Here is a 15,884-nt window from a genome sequence, read left to right as displayed (position 1 = left end):
TATCTCCCCTTGTTGCCGCAGCATGATATACGCAAATTGCGGCAAGCCGGCGGTGGGAACGGTGTGGAGGGGGAGCCGGCGGCTCACGTCGCGGGCGGGAAGAAGCGGTGGAGCTCCTCGGCGGGCGCGCCAAGGCGTGCGAGCAACTGTTCCGGGCCCATATGGACGAGCTTGCCGATTTCCGCGACGTCGTCGGGCAGGGCGTCGTTGTCCCAGCCTGTCTGCAGGTGCCGCGCAAGGTCGGCCGCAAGCTGCACGTTGCGCACGCGCGGATTGTCTGCCTGGTCCGCGTCCATGAGGGTGATGAGCAGCTCGGGCAGGTTCCACGCACGCACCAGGGCTTCCTGAATCTCCTGCGCCGTGGCGCCGAATACGCTTCGTTGCGCCTCGCTTCGCCGCAGCCAGCGGTTTGCTCGCTGCATTTCGAACACCCGCAGGGTCATCGCGGGTGCGAAGGTCCAGCACATGATCTCGACGGCGTCCGTCAGCAGCGCCGCCACCGTGATCTCGTCGACGTCGAGGTCGTGACGAAGAATGGCCCAGTCGCGGGCGAAATGCGCGGCACGGCGCGCGCGGCCTATGGTCTTCAGCACGCCGACCAGTGCCTGTGGACGCGCGGCCAGGCGTTCTTCCACCGTGGGCATGCCCGAGAAGGTGTCGAAGAAGGGCGTAAGCCCCATCATCATGATCGCCCGCTCGACGGTGGTGATGTCGTGATTCTGCCGGGCGCCGCGTCGCGCCTGCAGCGTCGTCAGCAGCTTCATCGTCATCAGCGGGTCTGCAAGCACGGCGGCGGCGACATGCCTGGCGCCGGTTGCGTCGCTCGCCGCGAGGCTCTCGAATTCCCTTGCAGTCCGGCGTAGCACGGGCACATCCTGTGCCGATACGAATTCGACATAGGCGCCGACCGATGCGAGCGGGGTATCGATGAAGTCCATGAGCGTCGGAACCAGGCTGATGTCGGAATTATCGGCAGCGGATCGGGCGAAATGAAGGGCGGATGCCATTTGCCGGGGGCGCGTGCGGCGATTTGGCTATAATCGGCGCAAAAAGCGCGGCACGGTGTCGCGTCCCGGCGAGAGAGGAGTAGAGCGCAAGTGAATACACCCTTCAAGGCTTTTCTGATCGATCAGGACGAGAACAAGAAGATCGTCAGCCGGATGACGACGCTCGACGCGACGAATCTGGACGCCGGCGAGGTCCTGATCCGCGTCCATTACTCCAGCATCAACTACAAGGACGCGCTCGCCGCGACCGGTGCGGGCAAGATCATCCGCCGCTTTCCGTGCGTGGGCGGTATCGACATGAGCGGTGAGGTCGTCGACAGCGCCGATGCGCGCTTCAAGCCCGGCGACAAGGTCATCGCCACCAGTTTCGACATCGGCGTGGCGCATCACGGCGGTTACGCCGAATACGCCCGCGTGCCGGCAGGCTGGGTCGTACCCCTGCCCGAGGGGCTGGATCTGTTCGAGTCGATGGCGCTGGGTACGGCCGGATTCACGGCGGCGCTCGGCGTCGTGCGCATGGAGGACAATGGTCTCGCCCCCGCAAATGGCCCCGTCATCGTGACGGGGGCCACCGGCGGCGTCGGTGGCCTGGCGATCGACATGCTGGCGCGGCTGGGCTATCACGTTGTCGCGCTCACCGGGAAGGAAGCCGAGAGCGACTACCTCAAGATGCTCGGTGCCGCGGAGATCAAGCTGCGCAGCTCGATCGACCTCGACAAGGTGCGTCCACTGGAGGCCGCCCAGTGGGCCGGCGCTGTCGACAACGTGGGCGGCCAGATCCTGCACTGGGTGCTTGCGACGATGAAGCAGGCCGGCACCGTCGCAAGCATCGGCAATGCGGCGAGCTTCAACCTGAACACGACGGTATTCCCCTTCATCCTGCGCGGCGTGAGCCTGCTCGGCATCGACTCCGGCTACATGGGCTTCCCGACCCGTAAACGCGTGTGGGACCGCCTCGCCACCGATCTCAAACCTCACCATCTTGCGGCCGTGACGCGCACCATCACGCTGAATGAACTGCCGGACGCTTTCGATGCCTACATCAAGGGCGCGATCAAGGGGCGTACGGTCGTGCAGATCGGCGCCTGAAGCGGCAAGGGGAGAGTCCGGCCATGAGCGAACAGGAAAATCAGCCGCTGCCCAAGGTGCTGATCGTCGACGACTCGCGCATGGTGCGGGCCTCCATCGTCAAGCTCATCCGCGGGCGCTTCGAGTTCCGCGAGGAGGGCGATGGCGAAGCCGGCTGGCAGGCATTGCTCGTCGATCCGTCGATCCAGCTCGTCCTCAGCGACATCGGGATGCCCCAGCTCGACGGCTACGGGCTGCTCCAGCGTATCCGGTCTTCGAAGCTGTCACGCATTCAGGAGCTTCCGGTGATCGTCATTTCCGGCGAGGAAGACGATGCCGTGCGCGAGCGTGCCCGCCAGCTTGGCGCCAACGATTTCATCACCAAGGGTATCGGTGCGACCGAGTTGCTCGCGCGCCTCGACTCGCTGACGCGGCTCGCGCAGACAAGGCGCGAGCTGGAGGAAAGTCGGGCAGCCCTGGCCAAGCAGAGCCCGGTTGACCCGGTGTCGGGACTCGTCACCGAGTCCTACATGACGTGGCGTGGCGAGCAGGAGCTCGCGCTGGCGCGCCGGCATCAGGCCGATCTGAGCGCGATGCTCGTCGAGATCGATCGCTACGACCAGGTGATCACGACCTACGGCGCCCACGTCGCGCAGCTCGTCGGACGCAAGCTGTCGGGCATTCTCGCGACTCGGGTGCGCAAGGAGGACACCGTCACCCAGATCGCGCCCTCGCAGTTCGTCGTGCTGTCGCCCAGCACCGATCTGGCGGGTATCTGCGCCTTCGCCCTGCGCATGCAGCAGGCGGTGGAAAAGCTGGTGATGACCTATCGCGAGGATCGCATCCGGATCAGCGTGACGATTGGCGTGGCAAGCGCGTCGGTCGACGAGGCGCAAAGCGTCAGCGAGCTGATCGGCGTGGCGGTGAAGCGGGCCCAGGCGGGACGGCAGGCCGGCGGCAACCGTGTGGTGGGGGATCAGGGCGAGGTCACCCAGGAAGTCGTCGATCGACTGCTCAAGCAGGTCGTGAGCATCGACCAGCTGCTCGGCCAGATCCGCGCGGGAGAGGGGACTGTGCTCGATGCGCAACTGCCGGCCGCGGTCGCGGCGCTGATGCCGCTCCTGCAGCTCATCGAGGCGCGTCTCGGCTGCGGGATTCCGCTGGACCGCCTTAGTAACTACAATTCCGGCTCCGGGGGCGGAGCGTCAGGCACGCAGAAGGCTTGAGCCGCGGCCCCGGGAACAATAACAACAAAGCTGTGAAAGGTGGCGCCGCCGTCCTTCGGAGGAAGGGGGGCGGCGGCGTCGGACGCATATCAAAAGCAAGAAGTGCAGGGATCATAGTAGGGAGAGGAAGCTTATGACCGCGTACAACGAGTTTCACCGCCGTTCCATCGAGAAGCGCGACGAGTTCTGGGCCGAACAGGCCGGGCTCATCGACTGGAACAAGCCCGCAGAGCAGATCTGCGACTTTTCCAAACCGCCGTTCGTGAAGTGGTTCAAGGGGGGTGAAACCAACCTTTGCTTCAACGCCGTAGACCGCCACGCCGCGAAGCGTCCGAACGACCGCGCGCTGGTCTACGTTTCGACCGAAACGGACGAAGAGAAGGTCTATTCGTTCGCCGAACTGCAGCGCGAAGTCGAGCGCATGGCGGCGATCTACCAGGACCTCGGCGTCAAGAAGGGCGATCGTGTCCTGATCTACATGCCGATGATCGCCGAGGCCGCATTCGCCATGCTCGCCTGCGCGCGCATCGGCGCCATCCACTCGGTGGTGTTCGGCGGCTTCGCCGCAGGGTCGCTGGCAACGCGCATCGACGATGCGAAGCCGGTGCTGATGGTGAGCTCCGATGCCGGCATGCGCAATGGCAAGCCGGTGCCGTACAAGCACCTTGTCGACGAGGCCTGCAAGCTGGCCGAGTTCCCGCCGCAGAAGGTCCTGATCGTTGATCGCGGCCTCGACAAGGGCTTCCCGAAGGTCGCCGGCCGCGATGTCGATTACGGTGAGCTGCGCGCCAAGCACATGGACGCCAAGGTGCCGGTAACCTGGCTGGAATCGTCCGAGCCGAGCTACATCCTCTACACGTCAGGCACGACCGGCAAGCCGAAGGGCGTGCAGCGCGATACCGGCGGCTATGCTGTGGCGCTTGCCGCGTCGATGAAGCACATCTTCACCGGCGATGCGGGCGAGACGATGTTCTCGACCTCCGACATCGGCTGGGTCGTCGGTCACAGCTACATCATCTACGGCCCGCTGCTCGCCGGCATGGCCACGATCATGTACGAAGGCACTCCGCTGCGCCCCGATGCGGGCATCTGGTGGCAGATCGTCGAGAAGTACAAGGTCACGGTGATGTTCTCCGCGCCGACCGCCGTGCGCGTGCTGAAGAAGCAGGATCCGGCCTTCCTCAAGAAATACGACCTGTCCTCGCTGAAGCACCTGTTCCTGGCCGGCGAGCCGCTCGACGAGACCAGCCACAAGTGGATCATGGACGAGCTGGGTATCCCGGTCATCGACAACTACTGGCAGACCGAGACCGGCTGGCCGATGCTCGCGATCTGCCGCGGCGTCGAGCAGAGCCCGATCAAGCTCGGCTCGCCCGCCTTCCCTGTGTACGGCTACGACCTGCGCATCTTCCGTGAGGATGGCAGCGAGTGCGGTGCCAACGAGAAGGGCATCGTGGGCATCGTCCCGCCGCTGCCGCCGGGTTGCCTGTCCACCGTGTGGGGGCAGGACGACCGTTTCGTCTCGACCTACTTCAGCACCTTCAGCCATCCGGTGATCTACTCCTCGTCCGATTGGGGCATCAAGGACGAGAACGGCTACCACACCATCCTCGGTCGCATGGACGACGTGATCAACGTCGCGGGCCATCGACTCGGCACCCGCGAAATTGAGGAAGCGATCCAGGCGCACACCGCGATCGCCGAAGTCGCGGTCGTCGGCGTGGCCGACCAGCTCAAGGGCCAGATGCCGATGGCCTTCGCGGTGGTGAAGGACGCCTCGCGCGTGGATAGCGCCGATAAGCGTGCGGAACTCGAGAAGGAAGTCATGAAGACCGTCGACAACCTTCTCGGCGCGATTGCGCGTCCGGCGCGCGTCCACTTCATCACGGGCCTGCCGAAGACGCGTTCCGGCAAGATGCTGCGCCGTTCGATCCAGGCGCTAGCCGAAGGCCGCGATGCGGGGGACCTGACCACGATCGACGATCCGAGCACGCTGGATCAGATCAAGGCCGCGCTGGCGGGTTGAGTCGTTCTTTCGGGATCCAAACGAGCCGCGCCGAGAGGCGCGGCTTTTTTTCTGCCCATGGCTGGGGCCATCCGTCGTGGCGGGCACCTCAAATGCACGAGGAGAGCAGGTTAGACGGTGCGTCCCGTGTGTGACACCTGCTCGTAGGCTGCCTCAATCTCTTCACGAATCGTCCGCCACATCGGTTTCAGCAGGAAACGCATGCCCTTGATGATGCCTTGAACGTCCATCATCGACGGGATACGGGTGCCCCGATGTTCGACAGGTCCGCCTATCTGGCGCACATCCACCCCCAGCTTCGCAAAATGCGAAGCCAGGCGTGGTTCGGTCAGGATGAATAGTGTTTCGATCCCGGCACGTTCGGCAAGGGCGATGGCCCCCAGATAAAGACCGATCGGAATGTACGGGAAGCGGGGATGGACGGTCGTGCCGAAGTCCTCGTCATGGATAGGGGCGTCGGCCAGCGACTCGCCACGCCGGCGTCTGTAGGTTGAGCGCACGGCCAGTCGGGAAACTTCGGCAATCCGGTCGCGGGGCAGATGGGACGGATCGACGATCGAACGGTCAAGGGTCGCAGCGCAGGTCCGCTCGAAGGGGAGGGGGTAGTCCGGTTCCTCGGTCCTAGTCAGGACCACCCGAGTGCATCCGACCGGTCTGGTCGGCTCCGAACTCGTGCGCAACAGGCAATGCATGCTGTGCGCGTCGTATTCGTCCATTTCACGCCGATCCGGGCGCACAGGTTCGAAACCGAGTTCCTCGCAATATACCTCATGCCGAATGCGGTATACGGAGTCGCGCAGCGCGTCGTCGGTCGCCGGATGGATCTCGAAGTACTTCCTGAATCCGTGGCCGAGATTGAATCGGTCAAACAGGAGCAACGCGGTCTCCTTGTCGGGGAGGGGGACGTGACCGGATGGCCGGGCGAGGCCAGGATACGGGTACTGAACGTCTCCTGCAGCGCCCGGGAGCAGTGACTTTAATTAAGTAATCATAGTCCAGTTTCGGTGCACACGGGGTGTGCAAAAATCCGCGAGAGACTTTGAAGATGCGCCTTTTCGCGGTTTCTCTCACCGTGCGAATTCACTATGATGAACGACGAGCAGGGAGAGGGGCATGGTAGAAAAATTATTCGATTACGATGCTGCGTTCGCGCGAAACATCGGCTGGGTGACCACAGGCGAGCAGTCTGTATTGCGCGGGAAGCGCATCGCGATCGCCGGGATGGGCGGCGTTGGGGGCGTTCATCTGCTGACTCTGGCCCGGCTCGGTATTGGGGCGTTCAACGTAGCGGATTTCGACACCTTTGATCTCGTCAACTTCAACCGCCAAGCCGGCGCGATGATGTCCTCGGTCGGGCGGCCGAAGGTGGATGTGCTCGCCGAGATGGCGCTCGACATCAACCCGGATCTCGATCTGCGGCGGTTTCCGGGGGGGCTTTCGGATGCGAACCTGGACGAGTTCCTGAAGGATGTCGATCTCTACGTCGACGGGCTCGATTTTTTCTCATTCGGCATCCGCAGGGCGACGTTCGCCGCCTGCCACCGCCTCGGCATCCCGGCCGTGACCGCAGCACCGCTCGGCATGGGTACGGCCGTGCTGGCCTTCCTCCCCGGGCAGATGAGCTTCGAGGAGTATTTCTGTCTCGAAGGCTGCGACGAGGAGGAAATGTCGATCCGCTTCCTGCTGGGCCTCTCGCCCGGCATGCTCCAGCGCTCCTACCTCGCCGATCCTTCACGAGTGAATCTCGGCGAGCGGCGCGGCCCCTCGACGATCATCGCATGCCAGCTCTGCGCCGGTGCCACCGCTGCAGAATCCCTGAAGATTCTCCTCGGGCGGGGCAAGGTGCTCGCTGCACCGTGGGGCTACCAGTTCGACGCCTACCGGAACCGCATGGTTCGGACTTGGCGCCCCGGCGGCAATCGCAACCCCTTGCAGCGTCTCGGACTGTGGATTGCCCGCAAACAACTGCGCCGGATGCGCGAGCAGGGGGCGGGTCGTGGCTGAGCGTGAGGTCCTGCTGAAGATACTCGACCTAGCCCGCTGGGCGCCGAGTGGCGACAACACGCAACCTTGGCGCTTCGAGATCGTTTCGGGCGACCACATCGCGATTCACGGCTTCGATACGCGCGACTGGTGCCTGTACGACTTCGACGGCCACCCCAGTCACATGGCGCACGGTGCGCTACTTGAGACACTGCGGATTGCCGCGACCGGCTTCGGTCTGGATGCACGATGGACGATCCGCGCAGGATGTCCCGACACGGCGCCCATCTACGACGTCAAACTGCAGGCCGAACCCGGGCTTGCCCCTGACCCGCTGTTCCCGCATATCGAGACACGGGTCGTCCAGCGTCGTCCCATGCGCACCACGCCGCTTACCGACGTGCAGCGCGAGCGCCTGACCGCCGCCCCCGGTCCTGGCTTCCAGGTGCAGTTTTTCGAATCGTTCGCAGAGCGCTTGGAAGTGGCCAAACTCCTGTGGGGCAACGCGCATGTTCGCCTGACTTGCCCGGAAGCGTACGCTGTGCACAAGGAGATCATCGAGTGGGGTGCGCGCTTCAGCAAGGATCGTATTCCCGAAGAGGCGGTGGGTGTGGATCCGCTCACTGCACGGCTGATGCGGTGGGTGATGCAAAGCAGGGGGCGGGTGGAGTTTTTCAATAGTTACCTGTTTGGCACTATCGCGCCGCGCATCCAACTGGATTTTCTGCCGGCGATGGCGTGTGCGGCTCATCTGTTGCTTCGTCCGGATAGTCCTCCAGCGAAGCTCGTTGATCATCTCGCGGCGGGCCGCGCAATGCAGCGACTGTGGCTGACCGTTGCGGATCTTGGGTTGTACCTTCAACCGCAAATGACGCCGGTAATCTTTCGCTGGTATGCGCGGGCGGGCCAGCCGTTGTCCGGTCTTCCTTCGCTTAACAGTGCTGTTGCATCGCTGGCGCACCGTTTTGAGTCAATTGTCGGGGCCGGCGAGCAGGCACAATTCGCTTTCTTCTGCCGAGTTGGCGCCGGGTCTGCGCCGCGGTCCCGGTCGCTTCGGCTGGACCTGCCGGACTTGTTGCGGACCTGAGCTCACAGGACAGGATCTGCCAACCTTGTCCGCGCACTGGTGTACCCGCGGAGGAGAATCTTCGAATGAACGAGACGGCCACAGGCGGTCAAGAATGGGACGCGGTGATCGTGGGTACAGGCCCGGGTGGGGCTACGCTAGGACATGCGCTGGCTACCGCAGGCTGGCGTGTGCTTTTTTGCGAAATGGGACGGTCTTCGCTGGTAAACGCTCCTGCGTTGCGCGGAGAATATCCCGAGATGTCTCACTCCTCGGTCGGGCTCTCCCTCGCGGATGGACTGCGTTTCGGAGGGCGCTATCCACGACCGATCCGCGACTTGTCTGCGGATAAGGAAAAGCAGTTTGTGCCATTCATCGGCGCGGGTACGGGGGGCTCCAGCGCACTGTATGGTATGGTTCTTGAGCGGTTCTTTCCTGCGGATTTCGAGCCGCGAGTCCACCACCCGGAGCTCGCCGAATCTTCGCTACCCGTAACGTGGCCGATCGGGTATGCCGATCTTCAGCCGTATTATGAGGCGGCCGAGCGCCTGTACGGAGTAAGGGGCGGCGGTGATCCGTTGCGGGGGGAGCTGCAGCCCGAGCGGATCGCAGTGTCCCCTCCGATGTCGTGCGCTGCGCGTGAACTTGCAGATGGCCTCGCGCGTCAGGGAATGCATCCTTATCCGCTGCCGCTGGGCTGCGAGTTTGTGCCCGGCTGCAAGGGATGCCAGGGATTCCTGTGCGCTGCGAACTGCAAGAATGACAGCGCCCGCGCCTGCTTGGAGCCCGCCATTGCGCACCATGGCGCGCAGTTGCTGGACGAATGCGAAGTGGTGGAGGTTGAGGCCGATCGTGAGCGTGTAACCGGCCTCGTTTGCCGTCGCGCTGGCCGCCAATTTCGGGTTTCCGGGCGCATTGTCGTAATCGCCGCCGGCGCATTGTCGACACCGGCATTACTGTTGCAGTCGCGGTCGGACTCATGGCCGAACGGAGTGGGAAACGGCTCGGGGCTAGTCGGAAAGAATTTGATGCGCCATTTTATAGATCTCTACGCGGTTTTTTCCAGAACAAAACCTGAATGTTCGGGAAACACCAAAGAGTTCGGTTTTAATGATCTGTACGTGACGGACGGAATCAAGCTTGGCGCTGTTCAATCGTTCGGGAAGCTGCCTCCCGGTGCGATGATCGCAGACGATCTTCAGCGTGATCTGCGTCATGGCGTCCACGCTGTTGCTGCGGCCGCATTCGGGCTTGTCAAACCGATGGTTCGACCGCTGCTCGATCAACTCTTTTCCCGCGCAACGATCTTGGCGACGATTATTGAGGATCTGCCGTACGCGGCGAACTGCGTTCTCCCTCCATCCGAGGGCAGAGAACTGGGACTCGCGACCATGTCGATCCGCTACACGGTACGTCAGGCGGAGGCGCAGCGCATTGCGGCAATGAGGTCGCGAATGAAGGCGTTGCTGCGGCCCTGGCGCTACATACTTATCAAGCAGGCCGAAAACAACGAGAGAATTGCGCACGCATGTGGTACCTGCCGATTTGGTGATGACCCTGCGCAAAGCGTTCTGGATGTGAACAATCGCTGTCATGATCTGGAGAATCTATATATTGTGGATGCATCTTTCTTTCCCTCAAGCGGGGGAACCAATCCCGCATTGACCATCGCGGCGAATGCCTTGCGTGTGGCGGACCATCTGCTGGGTAAACGCACCGTGAGGACTGCAGCGTGAAGATCGACGAGATGCGAGGTGCGTGGGCCCTCGTCACAGGAGCCTCGTCCGGAATTGGCCGTGAGTACTGCGTTCAGCTTGCATGCCGGGGCATAAACCTGGTCTTGGTTGCCCGGCGCGCTTCGAGACTGGAGGAACTCGCGCAGGAGCTGATGCTTGTGTATAAGATCGGTACGCTCGTCATCGCACAGGATCTCGGCGTGCCAGAAGGTGCCGGTCTTGTTCGGGAGCGTGTAAGGGACGCCGGAATATCGATCCGGCTGTTGGTGAATAATGCCGCCTTTGGGCAATGGGGGCGATTCGAGGAGGCTTCGCCCGAGAGGTATCAGGTGATGCTGCAGACGAATGTCGCCAGCCTCGTCGGACTCACTCAGGGTTTCCTTTCCGACCTGGAGCGGGGCGCGCCAAGTGCTGTAGTCAACCTGGCCTCTGCAGCTGCCTATCAGCCGGTGCCCTACATGGCAGTGTATGCGGCGTCAAAGGCCTTCGTGATGAGCTTTAGTCTGGCTTTATATGCGGAATGGCTTGCCCGCGGCGTTCTGGTTCAGACGCTTGTGCCCGGAGCGACAGAAAGCGAATTCGATCAAGTAGCGGGTGCCTATGCCAGTGCGATTACATCCCGTGGAACGCCAAGGGCGGTAGTGCGCGACTCGCTACTTGCCCTCGAACGGGGATCTCCCGTTGCGTTGAATGCACGGGGAATCTTCAAGCAGCGATTCTTCGCGGGTCTGTTTCCGCCGAAATTCGTCGTTGCGGAAGTCGCAAAGATGTTTAGACCACCGACCGAAAGGTCCTGACACCGGGTTTTCCGAAAAATCTCCAGTCCGGAGACTCCCATGCGCAAGATTTCGCTTGCCCAGACGCTGTGCTTTTTAGCTCTGTTATCGATCGCCTGCGCCCTCGGTATTGCCTCGGCGGCACTTCTTTTCGGCCACCTGCCGTTCGGGGATTTTCGTGGCGTCGTGATGGTGGTAGCAGGTGCGGCCCTGATCTATGCGTGGGCGATAGCGATCAATCGCGCTTTCCTGTGGATCTTCCCTCTCCGTGGAGGCTACATCTCTCCCGGTTCCAGTGAGGAATTCCGCTATCACGTGTATTTGCTTTTTTATCTCGTTTTGTTCCAGTCTCTTACGCGCAGCCTGGCAATTCCCGTTCCGCTCATGCGCGTGGTCTATCTCGCTTTGGGCGCGAAGCTCGGGAAGAACAGTTACAGTGCCGGGGTCATCCTCGATCCGCCGCTCACGGTAGTGGGCGACAACTGCATCATTGGTCACGATGCAGTCCTGTTCTGTCATGCGGTGGAAGGGGCGGATCTGGCGCTCGCGCCGATCACGATCGGGAACAACGTAACCATTGGTGCAAAGGCGGTCGTCCAGCCAGGCGTGATCATCGAGGACGACGCAATCGTTGCCGTGAACGCTGTTGTCAAGAAAGGAACGCATATACGGCGCGGCGAACGCTGGGGCGGAATTCCTGCCCGTCCCATTCACTGATGCCGCAAAAGAGGAGGGGGAACTCGCGTTCCCCCTAATTGGTTGCCTGCCGGGCGAGGCAACTTTGGATGACGGCTTAGGCGGCTGAGCGTGCGCGCCGACGCATGAAGCCAAGAGCGCCAAGGGCGACGCCGATCAGTGCCAAGCTGCCCGGTTCCGGCACGGCCTGACGTTCGAAGGAGCTGTTCGCGTCGGCCTGGAACTGGAAGTTCAGATCATCGTCGTTTTGAAGGCAACCGTTGCAGTCGCCGATGTTGGCCAGCGTTCCGCCATCGGCGAGACCGTCGATCGAGAACTCGGCGGACGGGTCGATCTGCTGGAACGGCGTGATCAGCGACGAATTGATTGCGGTCGTGATGATCATGTTCAACAGGTTCATATCGGTGAAATAGTTGCTGTCCACAAAGGTGACCAGCCACGACAGGTTGGTCGCTCCGGTTCCGACAATCGTTTGTGTGTTGTTATAGTCGTCATCGTCGAAATTATCGAAGAGTGCGGTGTCCGGTGCGTCGGGAACGCCGTCGCCGTTCGTGTCGACAAGCGGCGCGCTGAAATTCGAGCCTGAAATCGAAAGTAATGTTCCGGCGAGGATGATATTGTCATCAGCCGTTCCGACGATGCCGTCTAGTCCGGCGCCGCTCGCGAAACCCGTGCCGTCAACATTGGTGCCGGAATCGGTCATCGCATACACATAGAAGAAGCTGCCGCTTTGATCGGGCGCCATCGTGAAGGACAGCGATCCATCGGTCTCATCCACCTGCACTATCTCAGTCAAACCCGCGACGACCGTAAAGTAGAACCCGTCATCGCCGTTGCTGAACAGGGAGTCTCCGTTGTCATCGTTGACATCGGCAAGGTTTGCCTGATATAGAAGCGTGATTTCCTGGTCGTCGGCAAGGCCGCCGGAAGGGTTGCCGACGATCGCTAACGCATTGCCCGGTCCCCAGTCGAGAGACATTGCGCCCGTGAGATTGGTGACTGCTCCCCCGCCGCCACTCGGGTCAAAGCTGAAGGATTCAGCCTGCGCTTGCGCAAGGCCCGCCGCCGCACTGAGCACAGCTGCCGCCAGTAATTTTTTCACCCGCATGATCGTTCTCCCGGTGTGCTGCCAAGGTGGTTCAACGGTATCGAAGCCGGTGCTGCCACGATGTCCCTGAGCGACTTAAAGCAGAAGCCATGCCATCGATTGAAAAAAAAATAAAAAACAACGAATTACGTGGCCGTGGATGTTTTCGAGATGGGCTGCGCAAGCTGGGGTGTAAAAATTCCCGACGTCGCCGGTTGGTGGCTCGAACGCGTTGCCGGGCACTCCGAGATGAGCCGAGGCGGAGTTCATCGTCTCGGGACACGCTTGTTGGAGCAAATTTCAGGCGATTTTGATCTCGTTTTGGGAAAAGGCCGGGTTGGGAGAAAACTGTTGTCGGGCGTGACTGGTTGCACGGATAGACGAATGTTGTAAGTGGATAGATGTGACTTATCTCCGCGACAGATGGGAGTATATCGTTCGGATTTTTTTACATTTTGCGATGGCAAAGTCCCTTGCGCGAGCACTGCGTAGGTGAAAGTTGCTGTTATTTAACAGATTTTTGATGAGTGGCGTGTTTCGTGCTTGTGTGATGGTGTCCCCTGGGGCTCAGAAGCCTTTGACGTTTGCGACCAAGGGGGTGTCCAAATGTACCCGCGTTCGGGAGACCATCATGAAGCCCAGAAAATCATTTACTCGGACCGCGCTAGCGCTGGCTGTTTCGTCGCTGGCGGTGCCGGTCCTTGCTGCAGAGACAATACAGTTCGACCCGGATGGTCCTGGCGTGCGGACTCCGATATCGGTTCTGGCGTTCGACTGGACGCAGAACAGTGCCCTTGCCGTTGGGGGGAATCCATCCGGTGGGTTGATGGCGGGAGATGTTGTGCATCTGCTGGCGCACGCAAAGCTGGCGAAGCTGATCAATTCAAACGGTGTGGGAATCTCTCTCCCGTCCGGTGTGGAGATTACCTTCGTAGCAGGATTTGCCGAGAGCGTAACGGCGCCCGCACAACCAGGAGCAGGGCCGGCCGGGTTCCAGTTTGACAGTGGTTCGCAGTTGCCCAACTTCTTCGAGATGTGGGTGAGCACACCTGATCATAATGCCTTGGCCGGCACGGGCTATAACAACGGCAAGCGCATTCTTTCAGGCGTCGTGACCAGTTCGATCGGGAACTATTCAGGTGGTCTGCCGATACAGGCCCTTGATCTCTTCGGTACGAACAATTACCCGGGTATCTCCACAATCACTGGCGTGGGCAGCACTCAGTTGTCCGGAGTTATCACCAGTGCCGACGAAGACTACTTCCCTGGCCTGACGCCAACGCAACTAGCCAACCTGAAGGTCTTCTTCAATACGTCGACGGTGACGCCTTACCGGCAGATCAATCCGTCGGCGAAGTTCGTTGGTGACGGTGCAGAACTTGATCTCAATCTGGTCCCGCCGGCATTTGTCGGTCCGGTACCAAACGTCCTGGCGAATATAGGCACGACAAACGGCGGACCGCACGGCGTTCGCGATGGCGATCCGTCGAACGACCTCAACTTCGAGTTGCAGGCAGACTCGAACCAGTCGTTCGAGCCGGGCGTTGAAATTCCGGGGTCTTGCCGTGTAACTTATGGTGGCAACGACAAAAATGGCAACATCGACTTGAAAAAGTTCGGTGAAATCTGCTCGCGAGACAAGGGTAACGTCGTAAGCTGCTACACGTTCGGGGGCCAGGTCGGTGCGCCGACGACCAATCCGAACCAAGGTGGGCCGTTTGGGGAGCATACGCATCACCAAGTCCAAGGAGATGCGGGCGATTTTGTGTTCCGGGCAGGTACTCATAGCGCGCCGGAGAATACCCGGATCGATGCGGTGGCATGCAAGGATCCAGGGGCTATCCAACCTGCGGCGGCAAATGCCAGTTTCAAGCAGATCGATTTTGAAGGAACGGGTTCGTTCAGAACGCTTAGCGCCCAAGCGAAGGAGTACCTCGAGGCTAAAGGTGGCACTGATATCGAAACTGACAACGTAAGCGATGCGCGCTACTACTTCCGGGTTGACATGGTGGATACGGGTGAGCCGGGAAGTGGCGCAAAGGAACCGGATAAGCAGGATTGTCAGGACTTCCTCGATGCGGACCAGAACTTCCCGCTTGCTACGCCGGATCCGAGGTATCTTGAGGCTGACGGTGGATTTGCGGAGAGTGGTGCGTCGTGCGCGGACGTGTATCAGTTCTTCATCTGCCCGACTGAGGCGTCCTGCGAGGAGGACGAGGCGATGTACGCCGTTCGTGGTTATCTGACCGGTGGCAACATTCAGCTTCACAAGGTGGTCAAGTAAGCAGGCTCTATCGCAGGAGGTTCGAAACTTCGTGTTTGATGTTGGAAGTGCGCCCGAAAGGGCGCACTTTTTTCCGCGATGTAAGCGGCTGGGCGTAAGCGGCTGGGCAACCCATCTTCCGTTTGATCCGCGCCGATAAGAGCATCGTGTCCATTTCGTTTTTGGTGGACACATGAACACTTTGATCCAGCCGGCCGCTGCGGCCCGGCGCACACGGCGGCGCCACAGCGCGGAATTCAAGGCACAGATTGCCGCGGCGTGCCGACAGCCTGGCGTGTCGATCGCTGCAGTGGCACTGGCCAACGGACTGAACGCCAATCTCGTTCGTCGCTGGGTGGTCGAGCACGAGGGTGCCGGTGGTACGGTGGTCACGCGCTCGGCGCCCATGTCGCCGCAAGAGGTGTCGCCCGCCTTCGTGCCTCTCGAGTTTGCCGCTGCACCGCTTCCGACGGGCGATATCCGGATCGAACTGCGCGGGGGCGCGGTGAGCGCCACGATCAGCTGGCCCTTGTCGGCGGCCGACGCCTGTGCTGCTTGGCTGCGGGCGGTACTGCGGTGATCCGGGTCGAGGTCGTGTGGCTCGCGGTCGAACCCATCGACATGCGTGCCGGGATGGACAGCTTGCTTGCGCGCGTCGTCGCGGTCTTTGGTGCGGCCTTGCCGCTCCAGGCGTATTGCTTCACCAACGGGCGCGCCAACCGCCTCAAAGTGCTGGTGCACGACGGTTTCGGCATCTGGCTCGCCTGCCGGCGCCTCAACCAGGGGCATTTCGTGTGGGCGGGTCGGCATGGGGAAGTGCGGGCAACACTCACCCGCGAGCAATTCGATGCGCTGGTACTGGGCCTGCCGTGGCAGCGACTCGGTGGCGCGGCAGCCATCACCGTCATCTGAAACGCATTTCAGTACGGCTCGCAATCGGAGCATTCGCC

Annotated in this window: 14 protein-coding genes; 11 read left to right on the top strand and 3 right to left on the bottom strand. The window is 61.5% G+C overall.

Features of this window, described 5'->3' with window-relative positions; translation table 11 throughout:
* Positions 1-83: 83 nt before the first annotated feature.
* Positions 84-938 carry an HDOD domain-containing protein gene (locus U5817_RS18735; RefSeq protein WP_169132162.1) on the bottom strand — a complete coding sequence of 285 codons (855 nt, stop codon included), beginning with the start codon at positions 936-938 and terminating at the stop codon, positions 84-86.
* 222 nt (positions 939-1,160) lie between these two features.
* Here U5817_RS18735 and U5817_RS18730 point away from each other — a divergent pair, with 222 nt between their 5' ends.
* The 3 genes from U5817_RS18730 to U5817_RS18720 all read left to right on the top strand — a co-directional run bounded on the left by U5817_RS18730 (position 1,161) and on the right by U5817_RS18720 (position 5,327).
* Entirely contained in the window at positions 1,161-2,096 is a 936-nt protein-coding gene (locus U5817_RS18730) for an oxidoreductase (protein ID WP_407281100.1), read from the top strand.
* 23 nt (positions 2,097-2,119) lie between these two features.
* The gene (locus U5817_RS18725; RefSeq protein WP_169132164.1) at positions 2,120-3,301 is read left to right on the top strand and encodes a response regulator; all 1,182 of its coding nucleotides are present in this window, start codon (positions 2,120-2,122) and stop codon (positions 3,299-3,301) included.
* Between the two features lie 133 nt (positions 3,302-3,434).
* Positions 3,435-5,327 (top strand): propionate--CoA ligase, encoded by a 1,893-nt coding sequence (locus U5817_RS18720; protein WP_407278404.1) that lies wholly within the window; start codon positions 3,435-3,437, stop codon positions 5,325-5,327.
* 110 nt (positions 5,328-5,437) lie between these two features.
* Here the strand turns inward: U5817_RS18720 and U5817_RS18715 are convergent, their stop codons facing one another.
* Entirely contained in the window at positions 5,438-6,205 is a 768-nt protein-coding gene (locus tag U5817_RS18715) for a PEP-CTERM/exosortase system-associated acyltransferase (RefSeq protein ID WP_169132166.1), read from the bottom strand.
* A gap of 235 nt (positions 6,206-6,440) precedes the next feature.
* On the opposite strand from U5817_RS18715, the gene U5817_RS18710 reads away from it, so the two are divergent.
* The 5 genes from U5817_RS18710 (at position 6,441) to U5817_RS18690 (ending at position 11,605) form a co-directional block, all read left to right on the top strand.
* Positions 6,441-7,331 carry a ThiF family adenylyltransferase gene (locus U5817_RS18710; RefSeq protein WP_407278403.1) on the top strand — a complete coding sequence of 297 codons (891 nt, stop codon included), beginning with the start codon at positions 6,441-6,443 and terminating at the stop codon, positions 7,329-7,331.
* On the top strand, positions 7,324-8,397 hold the full coding sequence (locus U5817_RS18705) for a nitroreductase family protein (protein ID WP_407278402.1): 1,074 nt from the start codon (positions 7,324-7,326) through the stop codon (positions 8,395-8,397). The genes U5817_RS18710 and U5817_RS18705 overlap by 8 nt, the downstream gene beginning before the upstream one ends.
* Positions 8,398-8,462: 65 nt before the next feature.
* Entirely contained in the window at positions 8,463-10,112 is a 1,650-nt protein-coding gene (locus U5817_RS18700) for a GMC oxidoreductase (RefSeq protein ID WP_407278401.1), read from the top strand.
* Positions 10,109-10,909: an SDR family NAD(P)-dependent oxidoreductase gene (locus U5817_RS18695; protein WP_407278400.1), complete on the top strand. Its 801-nt coding sequence runs from the start codon at positions 10,109-10,111 to the stop codon at positions 10,907-10,909. Before U5817_RS18700 ends, U5817_RS18695 begins: the two co-directional genes overlap by 4 nt.
* Positions 10,910-10,948: 39 nt before the next feature.
* Positions 10,949-11,605, top strand: a complete 657-nt coding sequence (locus U5817_RS18690) for an acyltransferase (RefSeq protein ID WP_407278399.1) — start codon at positions 10,949-10,951, stop codon at positions 11,603-11,605.
* A 76-nt stretch (positions 11,606-11,681) separates the two neighbouring features.
* Here U5817_RS18690 and U5817_RS18685 read toward each other — a convergent pair whose 3' ends face one another.
* On the bottom strand, positions 11,682-12,692 hold the full coding sequence (locus tag U5817_RS18685; protein ID WP_407278398.1) for a PEP-CTERM sorting domain-containing protein: 1,011 nt from the start codon (positions 12,690-12,692) through the stop codon (positions 11,682-11,684).
* Between the two features lie 610 nt (positions 12,693-13,302).
* Here U5817_RS18685 and U5817_RS18680 point away from each other — a divergent pair.
* From U5817_RS18680 to tnpB, 3 genes are all read left to right on the top strand, one after another.
* Positions 13,303-14,955, top strand: coding sequence for a hypothetical protein (locus U5817_RS18680; protein WP_407278397.1), 1,653 nt, complete (start codon positions 13,303-13,305; stop codon positions 14,953-14,955).
* A gap of 172 nt (positions 14,956-15,127) precedes the next feature.
* Entirely contained in the window at positions 15,128-15,514 is a 387-nt protein-coding gene (tnpA, locus tag U5817_RS18675) for an IS66-like element accessory protein TnpA (RefSeq protein WP_407278396.1), read from the top strand.
* A complete protein-coding gene (tnpB, locus tag U5817_RS18670) occupies positions 15,511-15,846 on the top strand; it encodes an IS66 family insertion sequence element accessory protein TnpB (RefSeq protein ID WP_407278395.1) in 336 nt (111 codons plus the stop codon). Before tnpA ends, tnpB begins: the two co-directional genes overlap by 4 nt.
* Positions 15,847-15,884: the final 38 nt, after the last annotated feature.

This window comes from Aromatoleum evansii (genome assembly GCF_045689615.1).
GTDB lineage: Bacteria > Pseudomonadota > Gammaproteobacteria > Burkholderiales > Rhodocyclaceae > Aromatoleum > Aromatoleum evansii.
The sequence above is the reverse complement of the archived record's forward strand: the minus strand, read 5'-3'. Positions and strand labels throughout refer to the sequence as shown.

What these genes read in the sequence shown, in the direction of transcription:
- U5817_RS18710 (WP_407278403.1), top strand. Translation starts at nt 6,441, where the DNA reads ATGGTAGAAAAATTATTCGATTACGATGCTGCGTTCGCGCGAAACATC.
- U5817_RS18700 (WP_407278401.1), top strand. Translation starts at nt 8,463, where the DNA reads ATGAACGAGACGGCCACAGGCGGTCAAGAATGGGACGCGGTGATCGTG.
- U5817_RS18720 (WP_407278404.1), top strand. Translation starts at nt 3,435, where the DNA reads ATGACCGCGTACAACGAGTTTCACCGCCGTTCCATCGAGAAGCGCGAC.
- U5817_RS18725 (WP_169132164.1), top strand. Translation starts at nt 2,120, where the DNA reads ATGAGCGAACAGGAAAATCAGCCGCTGCCCAAGGTGCTGATCGTCGAC.
- U5817_RS18685 (WP_407278398.1), bottom strand. Translation starts at nt 12,692, where the DNA reads ATGCGGGTGAAAAAATTACTGGCGGCAGCTGTGCTCAGTGCGGCGGCG.
- U5817_RS18690 (WP_407278399.1), top strand. Translation starts at nt 10,949, where the DNA reads ATGCGCAAGATTTCGCTTGCCCAGACGCTGTGCTTTTTAGCTCTGTTA.
- U5817_RS18680 (WP_407278397.1), top strand. Translation starts at nt 13,303, where the DNA reads ATGAAGCCCAGAAAATCATTTACTCGGACCGCGCTAGCGCTGGCTGTT.
- U5817_RS18735 (WP_169132162.1), bottom strand. Translation starts at nt 938, where the DNA reads ATGGACTTCATCGATACCCCGCTCGCATCGGTCGGCGCCTATGTCGAA.
- tnpA (WP_407278396.1), top strand. Translation starts at nt 15,128, where the DNA reads ATGAACACTTTGATCCAGCCGGCCGCTGCGGCCCGGCGCACACGGCGG.
- U5817_RS18730 (WP_407281100.1), top strand. Translation starts at nt 1,161, where the DNA reads ATGACGACGCTCGACGCGACGAATCTGGACGCCGGCGAGGTCCTGATC.